The sequence below is a fragment of the Caldivirga sp. UBA161 genome (assembly GCF_002506515.1).
Classification (GTDB): domain Archaea; phylum Thermoproteota; class Thermoprotei; order Thermoproteales; family Thermocladiaceae; genus Caldivirga.
Map to the genome: position 1 here is coordinate 1 of NZ_DAXS01000084.1, position 21653 is coordinate 21653.

General features: G+C 41.1%; 28 protein-coding genes and 1 pseudogene. 8 read left to right on the forward strand and 21 right to left on the reverse strand.

What is annotated here, in order from left to right; all coding sequences use genetic code 11:
• Positions 1-639 (forward strand): aldo/keto reductase (locus BP896_RS09370; RefSeq protein WP_291767807.1); only part of this gene is annotated, 639 nt, incomplete at its 5' end.
• Positions 640-675: 36 nt separating this feature from the next.
• Positions 676-1536 carry an S-methyl-5'-thioadenosine phosphorylase gene (locus tag BP896_RS09375; RefSeq protein WP_291767809.1) on the forward strand — a complete coding sequence of 287 codons (861 nt, stop codon included), beginning with the start codon at positions 676-678 and terminating at the stop codon, positions 1534-1536.
• Here BP896_RS09375 and truD read toward each other — a convergent pair.
• Both truD and BP896_RS09385 read right to left on the reverse strand, forming a co-directional pair.
• Positions 1533-2864: a tRNA pseudouridine(13) synthase TruD gene (gene truD / locus BP896_RS09380; RefSeq protein WP_291767811.1), complete on the reverse strand. Its 1332-nt coding sequence runs from the start codon at positions 2862-2864 to the stop codon at positions 1533-1535. The genes BP896_RS09375 and truD overlap by 4 nt on opposite strands.
• A gap of 12 nt (positions 2865-2876) precedes the next feature.
• On the reverse strand, positions 2877-3755 hold the full coding sequence (locus tag BP896_RS09385; protein ID WP_291767813.1) for a hypothetical protein: 879 nt from the start codon (positions 3753-3755) through the stop codon (positions 2877-2879).
• Between the two features lie 111 nt (positions 3756-3866).
• On the opposite strand from BP896_RS09385, the gene BP896_RS09390 reads away from it, so the two are divergent.
• Complete coding sequence (locus BP896_RS09390) at positions 3867-4277, forward strand: hypothetical protein (protein WP_291767814.1); 411 nt, start codon at positions 3867-3869, stop codon at positions 4275-4277.
• 2 nt (positions 4278-4279) lie between these two features.
• Positions 4280-5032, forward strand: a complete 753-nt coding sequence (locus BP896_RS09395; RefSeq protein ID WP_291767816.1) for a hypothetical protein — start codon at positions 4280-4282, stop codon at positions 5030-5032.
• Positions 5033-5047: 15 nt separating this feature from the next.
• Here the strand turns inward: BP896_RS09395 and BP896_RS09400 are convergent, their stop codons facing one another.
• The 13 genes from BP896_RS09400 to BP896_RS09460 all read right to left on the reverse strand — a co-directional run bounded on the left by BP896_RS09400 (position 5048) and on the right by BP896_RS09460 (position 12579).
• Complete coding sequence (locus tag BP896_RS09400; protein WP_012186614.1) at positions 5048-5251, reverse strand: DNA-directed RNA polymerase subunit N; 204 nt, start codon at positions 5249-5251, stop codon at positions 5048-5050.
• Positions 5252-5376: 125 nt separating this feature from the next.
• Positions 5377-5820 (reverse strand): 30S ribosomal protein S9, encoded by a 444-nt coding sequence (locus BP896_RS09405; RefSeq protein WP_414633196.1) that lies wholly within the window; start codon positions 5818-5820, stop codon positions 5377-5379.
• Positions 5821-5909: 89 nt separating this feature from the next.
• Positions 5910-6749 carry an undecaprenyl-diphosphate phosphatase gene (locus tag BP896_RS09410; protein ID WP_349681951.1) on the reverse strand — a complete coding sequence of 280 codons (840 nt, stop codon included), beginning with the start codon at positions 6747-6749 and terminating at the stop codon, positions 5910-5912.
• 28 nt (positions 6750-6777) lie between these two features.
• Positions 6778-7581, reverse strand: a complete 804-nt coding sequence (locus tag BP896_RS09415) for a metallophosphoesterase (protein WP_291767822.1) — start codon at positions 7579-7581, stop codon at positions 6778-6780.
• A gap of 62 nt (positions 7582-7643) precedes the next feature.
• Positions 7644-8147: an SRPBCC family protein gene (locus BP896_RS09420; protein ID WP_291767824.1), complete on the reverse strand. Its 504-nt coding sequence runs from the start codon at positions 8145-8147 to the stop codon at positions 7644-7646.
• Between the two features lie 27 nt (positions 8148-8174).
• Positions 8175-8786 carry a phosphoribosyltransferase family protein gene (locus BP896_RS09425; RefSeq protein WP_291767826.1) on the reverse strand — a complete coding sequence of 204 codons (612 nt, stop codon included), beginning with the start codon at positions 8784-8786 and terminating at the stop codon, positions 8175-8177.
• A gap of 231 nt (positions 8787-9017) precedes the next feature.
• Positions 9018-9332: a nucleotidyltransferase domain-containing protein gene (locus BP896_RS09430; RefSeq protein ID WP_291767828.1), complete on the reverse strand. Its 315-nt coding sequence runs from the start codon at positions 9330-9332 to the stop codon at positions 9018-9020.
• The gene (locus BP896_RS09435) at positions 9325-9711 is read right to left on the reverse strand and encodes a HEPN domain-containing protein (protein WP_291767830.1); all 387 of its coding nucleotides are present in this window, start codon (positions 9709-9711) and stop codon (positions 9325-9327) included. Before BP896_RS09435 ends, BP896_RS09430 begins: the two co-directional genes overlap by 8 nt.
• A 9-nt stretch (positions 9712-9720) precedes the next feature.
• Positions 9721-10233: a hypothetical protein gene (locus BP896_RS09440; RefSeq protein WP_291767832.1), complete on the reverse strand. Its 513-nt coding sequence runs from the start codon at positions 10231-10233 to the stop codon at positions 9721-9723.
• A gap of 115 nt (positions 10234-10348) precedes the next feature.
• Positions 10349-10684 (reverse strand): hypothetical protein, encoded by a 336-nt coding sequence (locus BP896_RS09445; protein ID WP_291767834.1) that lies wholly within the window; start codon positions 10682-10684, stop codon positions 10349-10351.
• Positions 10685-10686: 2 nt separating this feature from the next.
• The gene (locus BP896_RS09450; RefSeq protein WP_291767836.1) at positions 10687-10968 is read right to left on the reverse strand and encodes an ArsR/SmtB family transcription factor; all 282 of its coding nucleotides are present in this window, start codon (positions 10966-10968) and stop codon (positions 10687-10689) included.
• A 29-nt stretch (positions 10969-10997) separates the two neighbouring features.
• On the reverse strand, positions 10998-11738 hold the full coding sequence (locus tag BP896_RS09455; protein WP_291767838.1) for an ABC transporter permease: 741 nt from the start codon (positions 11736-11738) through the stop codon (positions 10998-11000).
• On the reverse strand, positions 11725-12579 hold the full coding sequence (locus BP896_RS09460; RefSeq protein ID WP_291767840.1) for an ABC transporter ATP-binding protein: 855 nt from the start codon (positions 12577-12579) through the stop codon (positions 11725-11727). The genes BP896_RS09455 and BP896_RS09460 overlap by 14 nt, the downstream gene beginning before the upstream one ends.
• A 159-nt stretch (positions 12580-12738) precedes the next feature.
• Here BP896_RS09460 and gatE point away from each other — a divergent pair, with 159 nt between their 5' ends.
• Together gatE and BP896_RS09470 are read left to right on the forward strand one after the other, a co-directional pair.
• On the forward strand, positions 12739-14607 hold the full coding sequence (gatE, locus tag BP896_RS09465) for a Glu-tRNA(Gln) amidotransferase subunit GatE (protein WP_291767842.1): 1869 nt from the start codon (positions 12739-12741) through the stop codon (positions 14605-14607).
• Positions 14608-14679: 72 nt separating this feature from the next.
• Entirely contained in the window at positions 14680-16026 is a 1347-nt protein-coding gene (locus BP896_RS09470) for a TldD/PmbA family protein (protein ID WP_291767844.1), read from the forward strand.
• A gap of 55 nt (positions 16027-16081) precedes the next feature.
• Here the strand turns inward: BP896_RS09470 and BP896_RS09475 are convergent, their stop codons facing one another.
• The 5 genes and pseudogenes from BP896_RS09475 to BP896_RS09490 form a co-directional block, all read right to left on the reverse strand.
• Entirely contained in the window at positions 16082-16435 is a 354-nt protein-coding gene (locus BP896_RS09475) for a HEPN domain-containing protein (RefSeq protein ID WP_291767846.1), read from the reverse strand.
• Positions 16404-16976 carry a hypothetical protein gene (locus tag BP896_RS09480; protein WP_291767848.1) on the reverse strand — a complete coding sequence of 191 codons (573 nt, stop codon included), beginning with the start codon at positions 16974-16976 and terminating at the stop codon, positions 16404-16406. Before BP896_RS09480 ends, BP896_RS09475 begins: the two co-directional genes overlap by 32 nt.
• A 36-nt stretch (positions 16977-17012) precedes the next feature.
• Positions 17013-17218 (reverse strand): annotated as a pseudogene (locus BP896_RS09850) (hypothetical protein); the annotation flags it as partial.
• Positions 17219-17369: 151 nt separating this feature from the next.
• Positions 17370-17618, reverse strand: coding sequence for a hypothetical protein (locus tag BP896_RS09485; protein WP_291767849.1), 249 nt, complete (start codon positions 17616-17618; stop codon positions 17370-17372).
• Complete coding sequence (locus BP896_RS09490; protein WP_414633195.1) at positions 17578-18111, reverse strand: HIT family protein; 534 nt, start codon at positions 18109-18111, stop codon at positions 17578-17580. Before BP896_RS09490 ends, BP896_RS09485 begins: the two co-directional genes overlap by 41 nt.
• Before the next feature lie 80 nt (positions 18112-18191).
• On the opposite strand from BP896_RS09490, the gene BP896_RS09495 reads away from it, so the two are divergent.
• Both BP896_RS09495 and BP896_RS09500 read left to right on the forward strand, forming a co-directional pair.
• The gene (locus BP896_RS09495; RefSeq protein ID WP_291767851.1) at positions 18192-19301 is read left to right on the forward strand and encodes a DNA topoisomerase IV subunit A; all 1110 of its coding nucleotides are present in this window, start codon (positions 18192-18194) and stop codon (positions 19299-19301) included.
• A 50-nt stretch (positions 19302-19351) separates the two neighbouring features.
• Positions 19352-20176: a metallophosphoesterase family protein gene (locus BP896_RS09500; protein ID WP_291767852.1), complete on the forward strand. Its 825-nt coding sequence runs from the start codon at positions 19352-19354 to the stop codon at positions 20174-20176.
• Between the two features lie 5 nt (positions 20177-20181).
• Here the strand turns inward: BP896_RS09500 and BP896_RS09505 are convergent, their stop codons facing one another.
• Positions 20182-21012 carry a proteasome assembly chaperone family protein gene (locus tag BP896_RS09505; RefSeq protein ID WP_291767853.1) on the reverse strand — a complete coding sequence of 277 codons (831 nt, stop codon included), beginning with the start codon at positions 21010-21012 and terminating at the stop codon, positions 20182-20184.
• Positions 21013-21653: the final 641 nt, after the last annotated feature.

Genomic DNA, 21653 nt, shown 5'->3' on the forward strand with positions numbered 1-21653 from the left:
GGTGCTGCTGTTTCTGGTTTTTCTCGTGATGATTTGTTTATTATTAGTAAGGTTTGGCCTACTCATGCTTCCTTTGATGATGTTTTGAGGAGTGCTAGGGCTAGTGTTGGTAGGCTTGGTACTTTTATTGATCTTTACCTCCTTCATTGGCCTAGCCGTGATGTTCCTATTGCTGAGACTATTAGGGCTTTTGAGAGGCTTATTGATGATGGTTTAATTAGGTTCATGGGTGTTAGTAATTTTAATGCTGAAGCCTTAATGGAGGCTATGGGTGCTGCTAGGAAGTATGAGGTTGTTGCTGATGAGGTTAAGTATAATTTGGCTGATAGGTTCATTGAGAGGGATTTAATGCCAATAGCAGTGAAGGAGAATATAGCCATAATAGCCTACAGCCCACTGGGCACAGGCACACTACTGAATCCAAGCAACCCAAGCTACAGTACATTAAGGAGTATTGCCGAGAAGTACGGTAAAACACCAGCACAAGTAGCATTAAACTGGCTAATAAACAAACCAAACACAATAGCAATACCAAAAGCCACAAGGGAGGAGCATTTAAGGGAAAACCTAGGAGCATTAGGATGGAGAATAAGCCAAGAAGACCAAAAACAACTAGAACAAGCATACCCAATAACCTGAAGTAATACTTAAAACCTTAACAGTAAGCAATGAGTAATGAAACTAATTAAGATATCTGGTGAAGGCCTATCCTCAGGTGAGGTTAACGAGAAGGAGCTTGGCGTGGGTAAACCCTATATTGCTGTAATAGGTGGTTCAGGGTTATATGACCCAGGCATATTTGAAGAGCCGGTGGAGGTTCAATTACATACACCATACGGGTTACCCAGTGATAATGTAATAATAGGTAGGGTTAAGGGTGAGTGGGTTGCCTTCCTACCTAGGCATGGGCGTGGGCATAGGTATCCACCACATAAGATACCCTATAGGGCCAACATATGGGCCCTTAGGGCCCTGGGGGCTAGGGTTATATTATCCATAAGCGCCGTGGGTAGTTTAAGGCAGGATTACGCGCCAGGCGACTTCGTTGTCCCCGATCAATTCGTGGACATGACTAAGAATAGGGAGTACACGTTCTATGATGGGCCTAGGGTTTGCCATGTTCAAATAGGCCTTGAACCATTCAGTAATGATTTAAGGAATCTAATCATTGAGTCAGCTTCAAGGTATAATAAGACTCATGGCTCAGGATGCTACGTGTGCATTGAGGGGCCAAGGTTCAGCACTAAGGCTGAGTCAAGAATATGGAGGGATGTTTATGGATGCGATATAATAGGGATGACTCTTGTACCTGAAGTTAACTTGGCTAGGGAATTAGGCATGTGTTACGCCCTATTAGCCGTAATAACGGACTACGACATATGGGTCCCCCACCAGCCTGTTACTGCTGAGCTTGTTGAGAAGACCATGGGTGAGAAGCTTGATTTAGCTAAGAGGGTTATGGCTGAGGTAATACCTAAGATACCTAAGGATGTTCATGTTAAGTGCCAGGAGGCGCTTAAGGATGCCTGTGTCTAGAAGTCTAATTCAGGCTTATTGGGTTTAATGAATTCCCTAAGTAGTGTTGTTGCGTAATTACCCTTGGGTAGTTTAAAAATTAGCCTAGCGTTATCACCGTTAACTGATATTGAGTGTATTATTGGTTTAACACTAAGCCACCTAACACTACCCCCGGTGGCTAATTTAGGCATGCCACTTACCTTAAAGTCGCTTGGCTCAATGCCCTCAGCCTTAAGTATGCTTAACTCAATCTCACCCTGAATACCATTATTAAACCTACTCCTATAACCTACAAGGTGCCCAACCACTGTTGCCCTACCCTTACTTATTAGTGAATTAACCTTATCAACCATTGAACCCTCAGCCTTAATAACATTACCAGTGGGTAACCCATGCTCATCAAGTAGGACTACTAAGTCACCCTCAGCAGCCTTATTTATACTAATGCCCCTACCAATCCTAGCACTTAGAGCCTTATTAAAGAGGTAGGATTGGTAAGCCTCAACATATAGTTTAAGTAAATTCATTGGTAATTTACCTAAGGCGTTCATGTAGTTTCCTGGATCCATTGATAATTGCTTAAGCACGAGCCTTTCAGGAAGATACCTAATGCTCCTTGGTAGTAATTCAAGGGCCTTAGAGTACTCACCCATGCCTGCTAGTTCCCTAGCCTTCTTAATTATATCATCCTCATAGGGGTATGGTTTAGCAATCAATTCTTCAACAGCCTTCTCAAAGTCACCCATTACAATTAACTTACCTATAATGTGTGAGTTAGGCCTCCTTAAACCAAACCTCTGGTAACCATAGTATGATGGTAATCCCCTCTCCATGACTTGCTCAACAACACAGTTAAACGCTGATTCACCACCAGTAATACCTCTAATCATTATGGTGAATTGATTACCCCATATTTCACCAGGCGTGAAAGGCTTATCCATTGAGAATGAAGCCATAATCCTAACCCTGGGACCCAGGTCTAAGCCATCTAATTGCACTGGTGCAATACCCCTAATTGATATTACTTGAGTAGCCACTGCTCCAGTGTCCTTTAACCCACCGTATGATATATCGTTAAGTTTAACACCAAGCCTTCTACTAAGCGTAATCACTAGGCTAATTGTATCAATCCTCCTCTTCTCAATAATAATCCAAGTGTATGGGCCAGGCTTAGGCTTAATGTTCACTGGAGCCTTTGAGGATATAACTCTCCCATCAATTAAAACCTCCTCAACTATGAAATCCTCAGGACTGCTCCTTAATTTACCCCCAACACCACTACAGTCAGTTATGTAATACTCCATACCCACCTGCAGGTCTAAGGGGGCCTCAGTTGGCTTAGGCATTTCAGGATACGCCTAAACATCTATTAATAAACCAACCTCCCCAAGCAGTTTACTTAAGCCGTATAGTATAGATGAGTATATCGCCATTGATACGTCAACCATTATATTAAATTCCTCAAGCCTACTGCCTAGGCTAAATAGGTTTGTTCCAAGGGATATTATACCCTTAACATCATTAATTAATGAGGGGTTAATTGAAATCATTAATCCTTGGCTAATCAGCCAGTTAGCCATTACCACTACGTAAATTGGGGTTACTAAGCCCATTGAGAACAGGAAGCCACCAATCCACCTAACCTGCCTAATTGGGATTAAACTAGCCCCAAGGGCCGTTAACTGCATTGCATAATTAGCTATTATGGACAGGTAATAGAGCATGTAGGTGTTAACCAGTGCCCACTCAGCCTGCCAAGTGAAGTATCTTGATATATCATTAAGGTAATAACCCACTGGTGATATGAAGGGGAGAACCGTTAATGTTACCTCTGCAACATATAGTTGAGTCAATGAGTTAACTAAAGCGTTAGCCATACTGCTGAACGCTAATGCAGCTGACCCAGGATTAGTTATTAATCTCTTAATCGCCTCCTCCACTGTTACGCAAGCCCCATAGGAGGTGACTGAGCAGTGAATAACCTTAATGTGCTGGGTGATAGATTCAACCTTCAGGTTTAAACCACTTAGAATGATTCCTGTTAGGTACTGTTGCTTAATTAACATGAATAGCGCAATTATATACATGAAGAAACCCAGTAGGGTATCAAAAATGTGGGTTTCCCCAATCCTCCTAATCATTGCGTTTCCCCAACTCATCAATACGTAACCATAAATTATATTCAAGGAAGAGCCTAATAATGCAATGCATAAGCCGTAATTATCCAGACAAATCATTACTACTGATGAATACTAATTAAGTTTAGGTTAAGGCTAAGTAGGGTAAAGGCAGTTACCTCATTCCCCTACTTACGCTTCAGTTAACGCCTGGTTGCCAGTAATTACCCCATGAGCAGTGGGTTAAGTAACATAGTCTGGACCATAATAGGGGTCGTGTTATCAGTAATAGTGGCTGCAATACTATGGGTTTTCGTATCAAATAGTATGAGTACGTACAGTCAATTACTTGTAAGTGCAGGTGAAGTGACCCCAAGCATGATTCAAGCAACCATAAAGAACATGGGCTTAGGTTCAGTGACGGTACTTGGCATTAACTTTACTAATCAAGATGGGGGCCAAGTCACGTGTACCGTGACAAGTGCGTATGTGAATGGCTTATCCATAAACTTAACTAAGCCCATTGTATTAAAGGGTGGTGATCAATTAATAGTAGATGCTGAGGGTGTTGGATGCGTGTACGCTTACTATGTTATAGTAAGGACCAGTAGTGGTTACTACAGTAGTGTGGTGAATGATTAATAATGAGGGGTAGCATTGGTCAATTAAACCTCCTGGTTTTACCATCAGCAGCACCTATTGTTAAAGGTATGGTTACATGGCGATATAATTCAAGTTGTAGCCTAATGGGCTTAAATCTACCCCTCAATGATGAGGATGAGTTAATAATCATTAGGCTAGCGATGGAATACGGCTTCATGATTAAGCCCAGTAACATAAGTAATGTAGGCAACTTCATTAGTGAATGCGAGGGGCTCATATGCTCAGCTTTAAGACTTATTGATACTCAACCACCCGGCTTATTAAAAGGAGCCTGCTTCACTGTACCAATACCACCATTGGAGCCTATTTCCACAATCTTAGGATTATTAATTGCATTACCAATAATGAGGATTATAGGTAAGGGAGTAACATATGAAGTGTATAGTGATAGGTGGTTTAGGTTTAAGGATCTACTACTCTACCTTAAGTTAAGGGGCGTTAACATGAATGTTTACACAACAGCGGCGCCGGAGGAAGCCCAAGCACCACCATTTGACCATGTTTTCCAAGGTAAAGGCAAGTTAAACATTAGAATCCCAGTAGGGCAGAATCAGGAGAGGGATAATTATATTCCTGTTAGTATTAAGGAATTAATAGGGAATAGTAATGAAATCCCCCTAAGGGCATTGCTTGATTCAGGGATCCCAATAAGTGAGGTTAATAAATTAATAATGACTGGGGTGGCGTACCTAGATGTAAGTAATGGCATTACTGTGCTTAAGCTAAGTAAATAAAAGTGGAAAGTTCCTTTACTTCTCAATTAAGCCATATGGCAGCACTTGGTTTATTAACTCCACATGTGCAAGTAATGTCCTTCTACAACAATACCTGGTTACATGTAGGTCATCAAGCACCTTCCCAGGATCCTCCCCGGCAAGCACCCTATTTCTAAATGGCTCCCATAAGTGGCCTAGCGGCCTCCCACAGGTCCAGCACCTAATTGGGACTATCATTCACTAAATGCAATACTGATGCCTTAATAAACTTTGCCCTTAGAGCCAGAAGTTACTGAGCATTAATCCAATATTACTTAGATTACTGATTAGATGATTCATTTAGCTACGTTTAAATCATGAACTCATCTATATGCTTTCTGCCTCTTACTCCTAGCGTGCTTTAAGCCAGGCTTCTTAGGTTCGGTCCTCCTCTCATCTCCCTTAATCATTGTCGAGTCATACAGCATGTATAGGTTAAGTAACTCTTTGCTTTGGAAGTACTCTACAAGCCCCCTTGCTATAGCCATCCTCACCGCTGATGCCTGACCCATGAATCCACCGCCGCTCACTGTTACATCAATATCAACCTTATTAACAATATCCCTTCCAGCAAGAACAAGGGGCTCCATCATCTTAAGCCTAGCAACCTCCATGGGCCATATGGTTAATGGAACGCCATTAATCTTAACAATCCCTGAACCAGGCCTAATCACAGCCCTAGCCACGGCAGTCTTCCTTTTACCCACCGCTATAACAACCCTCTGCCCATTAACCTCCTGAACCTCAACGAATGGGATTGGCCTAATGCGGCTCTCCTCCTCAGTCACGCATCCGTCATTCTCCAGGTGTTAATAAGCTTTAGCTTTAAACTAAATGATGTAGCCTTAAGGCATGATTAACCGAAGCCAGTTATAATGCTTAATACCCCACTTAATACTGCTAAGGCACCCAGTAATGCGGTTAATGCTGCTATGTGCCTACTCCTAGCAAACTTAATTAATGCATCTATCAGCGCAATGCTGATTAAAGCCGCAATTACTATTGCTGTAATAATAGTGTACGTATTAATGTCGGCAATTAACGTATTGAATAAGTGCTTCGTGAATAGTACTGGAACTATAGATGCCCCTATTGCCGCGGGTATCATTGATATGAATGATAATTTAAATGAATCCTCAGGATTAAGGCCAAGCAGAAGCATTGCTGATACTGTTACACCAGACCTACTTACTCCTGGTAATGCGGCAATACCCTGAACCACACCTATTACTGCAACCTCCCACATTCTTAAGTCACTTAAGCTCTTCCTAGGCATGTATCTTAACCTTGAGAATGTTATTAGGATTGAATCAGCAATCAGTATTAGGCCTAGTGCAATCATGGGTAAGCCAATTCCAATACCCTTAATTGAGTCAGCTATTGTTAGGTAAAGTGGGACGCCAATTAATCCCGTTAGGATGGTTATGACTACAACGTACTTAAGCATCATGTAATCGTACCTACTCCCCCTTAGGACAAGTGACTTCAATATTCCCCACACATCTCTTCTAAAGTAAATTAAAGCAGCCAGCACTGTACCAGCCTCAAGGAATAATCCAAGTGCATAGGCTTGGTTGAATGATAAATGTAATGCATATATTGAAGTTATCATTATTTGAGTCTTACTACTTACAGGTAGCCATTCGCTAATGCCCTGCACAATACCTAGGATAATACCATTGATTGCGTAGTTCAGATTCATGAAAATGCCGTGAAATTAGCCATTAATAAAAATTATCCGAACTCACTCTACTTAGCTTAACAATCAGCCTCTTATTAACGCATCTAATTAATACATATCCATTGTATGGATTAGTGAAGAGGATACCCTTCCATGAACCAGGATTAGCAACCTTAAATCTACTGCTTATTACCGGTAAGTGCGTATGCCCAATGATTACCCAATCATCATGATTAGCATTCAGTATTCTCCTGGTTATTAATTCTACAATAGGTAGCTTAAGTAGAGTTAGGGGAGCTATGTTAATTAAGCCTGCTAATAAGCCATCACTTACTGTATAGTCACCATGGGCTACGTAAACTGCATCACTGCAGTTAGGGAAATTAACCTTAATAGCCCTGGGCACTGTTACTATTAATATATTGCTGAATTTAATCACAACAGGTTCATTATCCTTAATTTCTGGGTCATGGGAGGATTCGCTTCTCACGTAGATTAGGGTTAATTCACTGCCATTATCATTAATTAACCCTAGCCTTTGAGTAGCCCAGTGAAGCATTATTCTTAATTCATCATCATTAACCTTAACTCTGCGGTCAAATAAATCACCAGCAATAACCATGGTATTCACCCCACTTCTCCTAATTAATTCACTGATTACTGATAAGTCACTTGAGTTAGCATCCACATGCAGGTCTGAAACCACTAACATTGAGTTAGAGTTTATGCTGATGCCACTCATCTTTAATTCACGATCTATTAACCATGGTGAATTATTAATTAACATGTAAAGTATCAATACTACCGCGGCTACTGAAGCCACTACATATATTAGGGTCAATGACATTCATGAGGGTTCAGTGAGTACATTTAAGAAGCTAACGCCATTAGGATTACTGGTAATGTAGCTTAATTATCAGTGTAATTTAGGTTTACTGCATCATTGATTAAATTGGTTAATGCATTAATTGTAGTATCCCTTATGCGTTGAATAATCCATGACTTGAAAATTAATAGTGGTAGGGATGTGTTAATACTCCATGTGCTCACAACATTGCCATTATTAACCTTAATTATGTGCTTCCCTCTTAAAGGACCCTTAATAAAGTTGAACATCACCATTAACTCTTGGCCAGATACCCTAACTAAGGCTTCCTCCCTGCTGAATGGCCTTGGTAAGGCTAGGTTAATCAATACTCTTAAGTATGAACCAGCTTTCTCAAGAACCTTCACATCCCTATGCAAATACCAGTACCTCGGCATATTCTGAACATTACTAATGATTCTCCAAATAGTCTCAGGCGATGCATTAGCGCTCATTTCAATAGTTAACCTTATCATTAACCGTATCCCCTCTAGGACAGTATTAATAGGTTTCTCTATGCAAAATGCACTTGATTTATTACTGATCACTATGCGCTATTATGTGAGTTACTATTATTAAGCTATGAAGATTGGTAATTCGCCTAAATGCAGGACCTCATCGTCGTTGACCCATGGCCCCTCAATCCAAACAGCTGCCTTGCAGGCAATACGTGCGTTACTGGCTTTCATTAACTCCTCAAGCGCATTAATAGTACTTCCAGTGGACACCACATCATCTACTATGCACACATCCTTATTGTTAATATACCTCATGGCGTATGAATCAAGAAACAGGAATTGATCCCCCTTAGTTGTAATTGAATTAACCTTAACATGAACATACTTACCCATGTATGCCTTAACACTCTTACGGGCAACTATGAACCTAGCTATACCTAATTCCCTGGATACTCCATAGGCTAACGCTATTGCCTTAGCCTCAGGGGTCACTATAACCTCAGGATTATGAATTCTAATTAAGTTAGCTAATTCCCTTGATGCGGCACTTATGAATTCCACATCACCAAGTACAAGCTCTGAGTCTGAGGCTATGTAAGCCTTGAACCTACTATTATTTACCATAATTTCCCCAATCTCAATAATGGGCAATATTCTCTCTAATCCAGCTATGGTAATACTGTAAGTTGCTTCACCATTATATTTAACTACACGCTTACCGCCCAGCATTATGAACACGCCTTATTAAGGATTAATTAAATTTTTCCCTTAAGATGGCTGATTATTATTAAGTTTATTAAATAATTATTTAAATAATTGTGAAATAGTGGGATTGAACTGCTGTGATCAATTAAGGCATTACACAAGTGAACCAATAAACGATCAATCCAGCGCAAGATGGGGTAATAGAGGAAACTCCCACATAACCCACCTTCCAAGGTAGGGGAGGGATCTATGGTACTATACTTTCACAATTTTACTGAACCTACTATAGTATTTTAATTTATCTGGCGTCCGTACATGTACTTCAAAGGGATCCCTAATACCTACCTCCCAAAGCCTCTTAAGAATTATGCCCGGATTTTGCCTCGTGATTATTAGTACGTCTACATCACTGGATAAGGTGTATGTCCCCTCAGCCACTGATCCAAACAAATAAACCTCAGCATCCTGATCCAATTCCTTAATAGTGTCCTTAATGATCCTTAAGTATTTATCCAAGTTCTTGAAGATTTCTTGCCTTTTCTTTGCTTCGTTAATTAAATAATCATACACTATTCATCACCTCCTCCACAACCTTAATGAGAACCTCAGCTTCTTCCTTAGTATACTCTCTGGGAACATAACGGGCATTTACGTATGCATCTTCAAGGACGCCTAACTCGAAGAGGTACTTACTAAGAATGCCACTGATTATTGGCTTCTCATAGTCGTGAGCTACGTCATGGAGGAATTTCAGTAAGTACCTAATGCTGTGGGTGCGGGGGTATTGAGCACCATGTTCTAAGATCTTCGCCTTCAAGAAGAGTTGCAGAGATTGCTCTAGGTTAAAAACAGCTAAATCATAAATACCATTGTTAAACTGATACTTGGCTGTGGCTGGGAAGCCCTTGGCTCTTCGAATTAGTGTATTAATCTCATCTCTACTGCTCATTAATTCACCTTAAGCCTTCTTCAAATTCCCCACTTCAGTGTTTATGGCTGTATATGATTCCTTGTATTCAAGAGCATCTACATCACAGTTTATGAATTCACCACGCGCCACTATAACCTCTCTAGCATCAGTGTTGATTAATGTTGCATCCTCGGCCTCAATATGATCAACGTCACTGTTCATTATCTTAACCCTCTTCCCAATGACCTTAACCACATCAACATTATATAGGATGACCTCCTCACCTTCAATTGCCTCTAAGTCGCCGTTTTGAACCTTAACGAATTTACCTTTAATAACCTTAATGCTTTCCGGTGGGTTAACTAAATCAACATGCTCGCTTTCCATAACGCCAGTAGTATTACTCAAGTTCATGCCTCTATCCCTGCTTCGTAACTCCACTAATGATCCACCACCCAGGTTAATCTTCAGTAATCCTAAGTTTATTGACCTAGGCTTCATTCTAACGCTTCTAGGCATGCTACTGAAGTAGCTGTAGTATTTGTCGAATTTCTCGGCCATTACCTCACCTTTAGCATGTCCCTTATTTCGCCGAGGAGCTGCTTCATTTCTTTAACCCTCTCCCTAATCTTCTCCATGACCTCCTCATCACTGGCATTAGCATACTTAAGCTCACTCATGGTTCACTCACCTTCTTTAAATCATCCCTAATCTCCCTAAGTACTGCATTAACATCATCAAGCTCCTCCAGTAGGCTCCTAATGAATGCCCTATAGGTGTTTAACTGATCATTAATAACCTTCACTTGGTTATCAATACTGTCCAGTATTGGGACGAAGGCAACTATTGCTATTATAGCCCCCCAGAATATGGCTAAGGCGCCTAGTATTGTTGCAGCTAGGAGGAATGGCCATGAACCAACTTTAAAAGCCATGTAGAATAAGGCCACTGGAACCCCTGCGCCTATCACTAGGCCTGAAATGAGCATTACCACTATTGATGCATAGGGCATTCTCACTTGGATGAATCCGCCAATTGCTCTAGTAGCTGCTTGTCTATTACTAATCTGAAGTCCCTCACCCTGTATACCTTCCTTAAATGGGGCCTCGGCTCCTCCTCCACCACGTAGGAGCCCTCTATTAAGCCTGACTCCTCCAGTATTTTCAAATGCATGTGGGCTAGGGCGTAGGGTATGTGTAGGTTTTGGGCAACATCCTGTATGAAGGTTGGCTTCTTCACCAGCATTAACAGCATCCGCACCCTCAGGGGGTTTGCTAAGGCCCTCCCAATCTTCACCAAGTCCTCCGGTGAGTTCACTTTTAAACTCAACCATTCACCTCACCCCTAATTACCGCATACCTGGCTATTAAGATTGACGCTGAGGAATAAACCAGAAGCCCCAGTAACCCCTTAATTAATTCAACTTGATTAAGGCTTAGTGAACCATTAATTGCAAGAGCCATGTAAGTTGTGGGTAAGGCTAGGCTAACGTACCTTAACGCTGGGGGAAGTATGGTGATTGGGTAGTAGACTGGGGCTAGTAGGAGTAGTGGCCATGGAATTATTTGAGCTAACTGATTTACAATCCTATAATTCTTAATCCCCATGGCTAACGCATATCCTAGTAAAGCTGAGGAAAGCGATATGAATACTGCTGTTGCTATAGTAGCTAATATCTGTACTACACCATAGGATACACCTATTACTAATACTGATAAGATTAGGAGTGAGGCTATTGATGGTAAGTTAAGTGTAATTAATTGAGTAATATAACCAAGTGCAATATCCCAGTGGCCTGCACCATTGGAGAATAGGAGAGTATATACTGCTGATCCCCGCCTAAGGTATGCTAAGTCCTGGGACGTGCCTAGGAATGGTATGAGGAAACTCGTGTTAACTACGGTACCAACTACGAAGTAACTCATGTACTGGGGATTACCCACAATTTTAAGTAATGTAAGCCATAGGATTGGGAACATTAGTGTAAAGGCTAATACTGCGTAAATCCAATTCCTACTGCTAAGTATAATGTACTTAGCCACAGTATAGGTTTTACTCAGCCTCATGACCACCACCGAATACTTCAATGAAGACATCCTCAAGGGATGGTTCCTTAACCTCAAACCTAATCCTCCTCTTAATTAAATCATTAATCACGTTAATTGCGTCATCCCAGGGAACCCTAATTGGCTTATCACCATCATCGCTCCTAACCTCAACCCACGGTAGCTTCCGCCTTAATTCACTTGGTGAACCCTCCATAAGTATCCTCCTATTCATTAAGTATACTCTATCGCTAAGCTCCTCAGCCTCATGAATATAATGCGTGGTTAATATCATTGATGATCCATTATCCCTAGCACTCCTAATGGCTTCCCAAATACTCCTCCTATTCTGAGCATCAATACCGACTGTGGGTTCATCTAGGATTATTAACCTTGGCCCACATGCTATTGCTGAGGCCACTAGGACTAGCCTCTTCATTCCCCCTGATAACTCATCAATAAGTTTATTCCTATAATCCCTAAGCCCAACTAAATCAATCGCCTCCTTAACGCAATCCTTAACCATACCCTTAGGCACACCCCTAAGCCTAACCAGCATTTCAACATGCTCAGTAACCTTAAGTAATTGAAATGGTGTAGCCTCCTGGGGAACAACACTCATTACACCACTATCCTTAGCCTTACTTGGATTCACGCCAACTATTAAGACCTTACCCTTATTGGGCATTAATTCACCGTAAATTTGCCTAAGCAGTGTGGTTTTACCTGCCCCATTTGGGCCTAGTATTGATGTTATTTCACCCTCATTAACATGAATATTAATATCCTCATTAACTACTACACCGTTGAATGACTTCCATAACCCCTTAACCTCCACTATTGTATCGCTTGGATTCTGCATCAGATAAAACTGATAGTGTTTGGTTTTTAAATATTACATTATAATAAAGTTTTTATGGCTACCATGCAGTACGCATGATGCGTTATTCCCATAAATATAAGATTAAGTGCCAAGTTAACTTTGTGGTGAAGGTTAAAAATACTTAATTAACTACTTCCTGTGGTTAAGCTTGATTATAGGGCGCTTGGGCTTAAGGTGGGTTTGGAGATACATATTCAGTTGGATACTGGGAGGAAGCTATTCTGCCATTGTAAGCCTGAATTAAAGAATACTGAACCAGACTTCAGAATTATTAGGAGGCTTAGGCCAGCAATGAGTGAGTTAAGTTCCATTGATCCGGCTGCTTTATGGGAGTTCAGAAAGATGAAGACCATGATGTATGAGGGTTTTAATGACGTCACCTGCCTTGTGGAGTTAGATGAGGAACCACCTCATGAACCTGATGAGGAATCCCTACTCCTAGCCCTAGCCGTTTCAAAGGCGTTCAATGCTAAGGTGTTTGATGAAGTTTACGTCATGAGGAAGGTCGTTATTGATGGTTCCAATGTATCAGGCTTCCAGAGGACAATGGTTATAGCTCATGATGGTTTAGCCGAATTCCTGAACTATAAGGTGCCAATATGGACAATATCCCTTGAGGAGGATGCAGCCAGGAGGATTGAGGATAAGGGTGATGTAGTTGTGTATAGGCTTGATAGGTTAGGTATACCCCTAATTGAAGTTTCCACAGGACCCATGGAGTACCCACCAAGCTCAATAATGGAGGTTGCATGGTTAATAGGTAGGACAGTCATGAACACTAGGCGCACTAAGAGGGGGCTTGGAGCCATTAGGCAGGACTTAAACATATCCATTGTGAATGGAGCTAAAACAGAGGTTAAGGGTGTACCAGAATTATCACTAATACCCAAGGTCATTGAGTATGAGGCGCTTAGGCAAGTTAACCTACTTAAGATTAAGGATGAATTAATCAATAGAGGCTTATCAAAGGAATCCTACACACCTGACCTCATTGATGTAACGGGCGCATTCTCATCAACCAAGTCAAGCATCGTTAAGAGGGTAATTAATGAGGGAGGCATGGTAGCTGCACTTAAGGCCCCTGGGTTAAGGAATATATTGGGCTTTGAACTCCAACCTGGAAGGAGGTTTGGTAGTGAGTTGGCTGATAGGGTTAGGGCCTGGACTAGGTTAGGTGGGTTAATACATAGTGATGAATTACCCGGATATGGTATAAGTAAGGAGGAGGCGGCTGCAGTGGCCAGTAGGCTTGGGGTTGACTCATTCATACTCCTAATGGGCCCACCAGGTAATGAACTACAGGAGGCTGCCAGGGTTATTGTGGATAGGATTAAGGAAGCCTTCGATGGTGTACCTGAGGAGACTAGGGCTGCCAGGGAGGATGGTACAACATACTTCATGAGGCCTAGGCCAGGTGCAGCTAGGATGTATCCTGAAACTGACCTTAGGCCCATTAGGATAACCTTTGAGCTTCTGGCTAAGGCTGATAAGTATGTTCCTGAACCTATTGATAAGCAGATTGAACGCTACACCTCAATGGGTATGAGTAGGGAGTTGGCTAGGCAATTGGCATCATCAGAGTACTCCATTGAGGCCGAGGAGTTAATTAGGAAGTATGAGGGCAAGGTTAATCCAACTCTCGTAGCATCAATCTTCGTAAACATGATTGGAGGCATGGGTAAGGATGTTAGCCAACTTAACCTATTTCAAGTTATTGATAAGCTTCTTGAACTATACGTAAACGGTAAGGTGACTAGGGAGGCTATTCAGGATGCTATTCAAAAGTACGTGGAGGAGGGTGGGGGAAGGGGTATTGAGGATGTGATTAATGAGGAGGGCTTATGGAGAATGCAGTATAATGAAGTTGAATCAATAGTTAAGTCACTTATTAATAATGGCGTTAAGGATAAGGGTAAGTTAATATCAATTATAATGAGGGATTACAGGGGTAAGGTTGATATACGTGATGTTGAGAAGGCAATTAATGAACTTTTAAATAAGGGATGAGGGTAACTTAAGAATGCGTAACCAATGGTTTAAGAGTACTATACTTTAAAATGGGGTTACAACACCTAACTAATGGACGCTGAGGCTATAGTTAAATTAGCCTTGAAGATGGGGTTTAATGAAGCCATTGCAGTGGTTAGGGTGAGTAAATGGAGAATGCTGAGGATTGCTAATAATGAGGCCTCAGTCTTCAATTATTGGATTGATGAATGGGCCTCAGTCTATCTAACTAAGGATAAGAGAATTTACACATTCCACACCTCCAACTTAAGCGAGGACTCGATTAAGGCCAAGCTCAATGAGGCAGCATCAATCATAGGTAGATTAAGTGAGGACCCTGAATATGTACCAGTTACACACCAGGGTTCAGCATCAACCTGGGACTCCTATGATCCAAGTGTTGAGAATGCTGAGGAGAAGGTGATTGATATGGTTAAGGAAGCTGTTGATGCAAGCCTCTCAGAGGGTTCCGTAAGGAATGCAGGAACCTTCACCTACGGTGTGGGTGAATCATATTATAGTGATCACACTGGGTTAAACCTAGGTTGGAAAGGGACTTACTTTAACTTGGCCATAAGGGCTTTTCACAATGACCCGGAGTTATCATCAATGGATGCTTTAACTGGAAGGAGGCTTAGTGATATTGATGCTAAGGGCATTGGTTCAAGGGTTGGCTTCATGTTATCGCTAGCCAGTAAATTACCTAAGACAAGCATTGAGGGTAGGTTCAGGATTATTATGGGCCCACTTGTTGCAGGGCACTTATATGGTGTAATATCCAATAGTTGGATGAATGCTTATAATGTATTACGTAACCTATCTCCATTAAGTGTAAAGGATGTTGGTAATAAGGTTGCTTCAGAATCATTAACGTTAATTGACTCATCCGCAGACTCATCAAGGGTTGGCTCAGAGCCTGTGGATCTTGAGGGTAATCAAACAAGTAACGTAACCCTAGTTAAAAATGGGGTATTATCATCTTTCATAACCAATAATAGGACAGCTAATAAACTTGGTGTTAAATCAACGGGTAATGCTGCACATGGTTGGTTAACGCCATCAATAAGGCACCTATACATAGGGCCTGGTTCACTTAAGGATGATCCCCAATCAATGTTTAATGAATTGGGTGACGGCGTCTTCATTCAGAACAATTGGTACACCAGGTTCCAGAACATTAGGGAGGGGATATTCTCAACAGTGTGCCGTGATGTTGTTCTACTGGTTAAGAATGGGGAACCTAAGTACGTCCTTAAGGGTGTTAGGATTAGTGACAGGTTCAATACACTACTTAATAACTACATAGACTCCACAAGTAAGTTGGCTCAAGTCTTCTGGTGGGACATGCATGTACCATCAACCGTACCCTACACCTTAGTGGATAAGGTTAACATAACTAAATCCTTTGAGGCGCATTAATGATTCTATATTTATTTACTCAATGAATTCTATATAAAATATGGAGCATTTATGCTTACTGCTTCATAATTAAAACAACCAACTTCCTTATTCTTGCGGCTATCTCCAGGGCTTTACGTGCTTCCTCAATTGTTACTTCATAATCAGTATAATCCGCTTTCTTCCTCATCTCATATAAGTAGAGCATTAATACTGCCTCTTCAATGTAGCCCAAGTGCTTAAGCGCATTAGCCAACTTATCATCCCTCCTAGGTACATTCGTATGCATCCTCTCCAGAAGCTTCTCCACGGCTCTTCTTGCTGAGAAATAGCTTGCAGATACGCACTTATTTAAGTTACCTACTTCTAAATCCAATTGCGCTTCCTTAATTAACTTATCAGACTTCCCTAAACTTAAGTATGACGTCACTATCACCCTCCTCTACTATCATGTAACTTACTGTGCTCTTGAACCTATCATTCACTTCTAATGCTGCTTTAGCAACCTTAAGCCTTACATCATCATCAATCTTATTAACTATGATGAGTACATTGCTTTCATTAATAAAGATTCCCTTAGGTAATGCAATCATTGAAATAAGCCTATTACCTAGACTCTCTGTAAGCAACTGTTTAAATTCACTTAATGCACTTTCATAATCCGACCAATCCTCAATAGGTGTATGAATGAATTTATTTATGGTTTCCTTATCCCCCTCTGTTATTACCATATAGCTTATTACGCTCTTGAACTTATCATTCACTTCTAATGCTGCTTTAGCAACGCTTAATTTAATATTATCATTAATGCTACGGACAATTACTAGAGTATTCGTGTCATTGAGTATGGGTTCTCCATCCTGTGACCCAATAACCATGAGTAATGAGTCACCGAGTTCAGAGTGGAGAATTCTAGTAAACTCATAGAGGCTGATCCACCAATCACTTCCTAGGTTAATTACCAGCGCCACAGTATTTAGCACTTGAGGATTTTTTTAAATTTATGGGGTTAAGGTATATAGCATCCTAAAGTTCTCATTCTGCCTCCTCAATTTTAAGGCTAATTGCCTTAATTCTATTCACGTCAATCCCCATCCCTCTGGTGGAGGTAAATATCAGCCCACCGTAGGGTATTGTATAGTTCGCATGCTGATTCTAATTGGGCTTTTAACACCCTCAATGTAACCCTACGGTGAGCATTAAGAAAAGCCACATCCCTTAAATTAAAAACTAACACATCTCCACACTAAAGGATTTTAAGCACACCTTTAAATTAGGAATTAGCTAATCCACTAAGCCAGTGGTGGGTATTGTAAATGAACCGATGGAATGTGGGGAAAGGGGAAATGGGGCGAGTGATTCCCTTAAGTCTGTGGATCATCGGTTAGGTAAGCCCAGCCTACTATTAGGAGTCCATCAATGTTGCTTACTGTGATTTGAGTAATAGTGAAGCCCATTGCCTTAACATTTCCCTTTGTGGTTAATTCCTTACCGATTTCATTAATGGCTGTATTTACACGTTTTAGGAATTCATCTAGGTTAATGCCGGTACCCATTGTAACTGGGCCAACATTAACCCTTATTGGTATGAACCTTTGAGCTGCCACCATCATTACTCATGCACCTCCTCATTAATTTACTTAGCTCCGGTATTAATCCTTTAATGTCATTAATAACTGCATCAAGAGTATACTTAATGGGAATACTATTTACGTCACCACTCCACCTGGGTACAATATGGAAGTGAACATGCTCCTCATAACCAGCACCAGCGATTCTACCCACATTAACACCAATATTGAAGTCCACTGGTTTAAGTAATTCACTTAACGCGCAGATGGATGCCTTAATCAGCATTGCGCACTCCATTAACTCTTCATCTGTTAAATCCACTATACCCGGTACATGCCTCTTTGGGGCTATGAGTAAGTGACCCCTATTGTAAGGGTACTTGTTCATTATTACTATGCAGTAATTACCCCTATAGACAACTAACTCATCATTACTGTTAACCGCCCTGCACATGAAGCATCCTGACTCCTTATTATCAATAGCCCCGGTTATGTAATCCATTCTCCACGGTGTGTATAATGCCATTACACTCACTTTCTTCCCCCTTAATTTTAAGCCTTATGCCTACTAATACTTAGCGATGGGTTTAATAACAGTGCATATGGGGAGTGAGTATGGTTAAGGATAGGGGTGAGGCGCTTAAGATTCTTGAGGATTGGGGTAGGTCCATAGTTGACTACATTAATAAGGGTGAGGAACCGGTGATGCGTATACCAGCTAGGACTTTAACTAATATAATATGGGATGAGAGGAAGAAAATACTTATACTGGGGCCTAAGGCAATTGAGAGGAGGTTCCTGGATTTAAATGAGGCTAAGCGCTTCATGCAGACTACGCTAATGCTTAAGCTTATTATTCAATCAATTAAGGAGAACGTTTACCCAACTATAAGGGACCTTTACTATAATGGTAAGCACACAATGGAACTTAATGAACCTAAGTTAAATAAGTCATTTAGGGAGAATACGTGGGATGAGCAGTCAGAGTCCAATGCAGTGATAGAGGATATTGAAGTTGCCACAGGTGTACTTAGGGAGGAGATGGGTGTGTCCGCTGACGTTAAGGGTAAGGTTGTTGGACCCATTGTGGTTAGGTCAAAGGGCTTTGAGATAGATGCCACAAAGATGGGTGACACAGCCCTAAGCCTACCCCCTAACCCGGATGAATTAGATATTGTTAGATTGGATGCTAAGTATGTTTTAGTGGTTGAGAAGGATGCAATATTCCAGAGGCTTAATAGGGAGGGCTTCTGGAATAGTGAGAAGTGCCTACTGGTTACTGCCAAGGGCATGCCTGATAGGGCTACTAGGAGGTTTGTTAGGAGGCTTAGTGAGGATTATGGCTTACCGGTTTACGTCTTCACTGATGGGGACCCATATGGATGGTATATTTACAGCGTGTACAGGAGTGGTTCAATAAAGTTGAGTTATGAGAATGAGAGGTTAGCGACCCCTGACGCTAAATTCATTGGAGTAACTGCCAGTGACATAAGTAAGTATAAGATTAGTGATAATTACGTAATAAAGGCCACTGATAGGGACATTAAGAGGGCTCAGGAGCTTAAGAAGTACCCATGGTTCCAGAGCCACGAGTGGAGGCGGGAGCTGGACTTATTCCTAAGAACCAGGAAGAAGGTTGAGATTGAGGCATTGTCAACGCATGGATTAAAGTTCCTGCATGAGTACCTACTGGATAAGATCCATAATAGTAAGTGGATTGAGTGAAGGGATTAAACGGGAAAGGTAAATTAAACCAGCGCATGTAGGTTAGACCTGTGGATAAGAGGGGCATTAGCGCTATTATTAATGGTGATAAATGGCTAATACTGGCAGACACCCACGTAGGCATGGAATTCGAGCTTCAGGGAAGGGGAGTTAGGGTGCCTATTCAAACAGGTAGGATAGTGAATAATATTATTTCCTGGGCTGAGGAGGAGGGGGCTAGCAGAATCATTATTCTCGGTGATGTTAAGCATGAGCTACCTTACCCAGTTGAATCAATTAATGAGGTTAAGTTATTCATAGAGAGCTTGTCAAAAAACTTCGAGGAGGTTGTATTAGTGGCTGGTAATCATGATGGTGGGTTAGAGCAGATTATTGATAGGGTTGGGTTAAGTAATGTTAAGTTTCATGATTCAAGAGGCTTTATGGCTAATGTAAATGGAAAGAATGCATTACTACTACACGGTAATTCAAAGCCCAACATTGAGGATTTCGAGGAGGCTGATGTCTTAGTAATGGGCCACACCCACCCGGCTGTGGTTATTCAGGATGAGCATGGCTTCGTAACGAAGAGGCCTGCAATACTGAAGATTAGGGTTAATAAGGGTGAGTTCGGTAAGAGGTTATATGGTAGGGAGTTTGAGGGTGGGGAGTTAAGCATTATAGTTTTACCAACTGCCAATCACTTAACCATTGGTGTTGATGTAGCATCAACATTAACAACAGTGTTTGAAGCCCCTAGAACCATACTTAGGTATGTTGAACCATGGAGGATACAGGATAGTATTGAAGTTTACTTAACCGACTTAACCTTCCTGGGTACTCTGGATGTAATTAGGAGGAGTAGTTTTGAGATGGTTGACTTTGATTCAATGTGATTTACTCATAGTACAAGGGGTGCAGTACCCTTGCCCTCCTCCGCGGTTAGGCTCCTAGCCCACTCCTCAATACTCTTCTCCACCAGGAATGAGTACTTGGATGCATGCTCCTCAAGCTTATCAGTCTTAATCTCTGTGTTTATTAGCTTTGAAATAGCTTTAATTAACTTCACAGCTGCAGCTACATCAGGTCCAAACTTGCCTATCGTTTGATTAAGAATATAGGTGACGTCCCTATACGAGGCTAATTTACCGCTCTTAACTAAATTACTTATCGATGTTAATAATCTTGACTCCGCTAAAAGCAGTACACCGCTCATGGTTCCTCTAGATAGCACTGCATCAAGGAATTCCGCCTCAACACCAACTACAACAGTTTCCTTAAGTGGAATGAAACCTGCATTCATTAGACTACCTACGGTTAACTCATCAGTGACGAAGTATACGTTCTCACTTTCGCCGGGGCCTAATGATGGCATCGTGGATAGGCAGATAGCCTTACTTACCCCATTCTCCTCAGCCCACGATATGACCTTATCTATAAACTCCCTATATATTGGTATTGGAATTGGAATATGCTGCCTAACCACTATGAGTCCATTCTCCTGGGAGTAAAATAACCTATACGGTAACTTGGCGACGCCATCTATGACTGTGACGGCTGGTTCAATTCCCCTAATCCTAATAGCACCTATCTCAGCCATCTTTAAAGTATCTATAAGGTACTCAGTGGCAACCACGGAGGCTAGACTGGGCTCTGGGCAGGCTAAAATAACCATATTCCTAGGATCCTTGGGAACAGACCTAATCTTAACCTCAAGCCTTAAGCTATCCATATAGCTAGTAATTAATTTTTGGCTTTTAAAGAATTTCCATTGAATGATCTTAAACCAACTAAACATACTTAGCGTAAAACACTTAAATAATGCACTTAAGTCTAATCTTGAAGAATACGGTATTGAATGCTTAAACAATTATTCAGGTAAAAATACTCAAAGCAATTTTGCCGTGAGTAGTTTTCATCTGTAGATTTATTATAGTAGGGGCTCTTTATCATGGTTCATCTATATCTTGGGATTAAGCCATTGACATAAGCTAAATTGTACTTAAGACTATCCTCTATAATTTACTAAGAAACGCCAAGCATTATAAGGTTTTTAATTTAAAATCACTGAAATCACATCTTATCATTGGAATAAAGCGTAAAAATGGGCTATATTATCACCCCCTTATGATGTCTAAGATCCCAATGGAGGGTTTAAGAAATCTTAGGAAGTTAAGCGTGCCAATACTAGTAATGGTAATATCGGCAATAGCTGCAGCAGCTATAATTAACTAATGTAGCTTACGCTTCATCAACTCCCTCAATAACAATAATAGAGGCAATTCCAAGTACTGTTATTATTTCTCCTGGAGTACCGATCTGGAATCCTTATACTCCAGGCAACTTAGTGGGTACTGTTCCTGGAATGCCTCA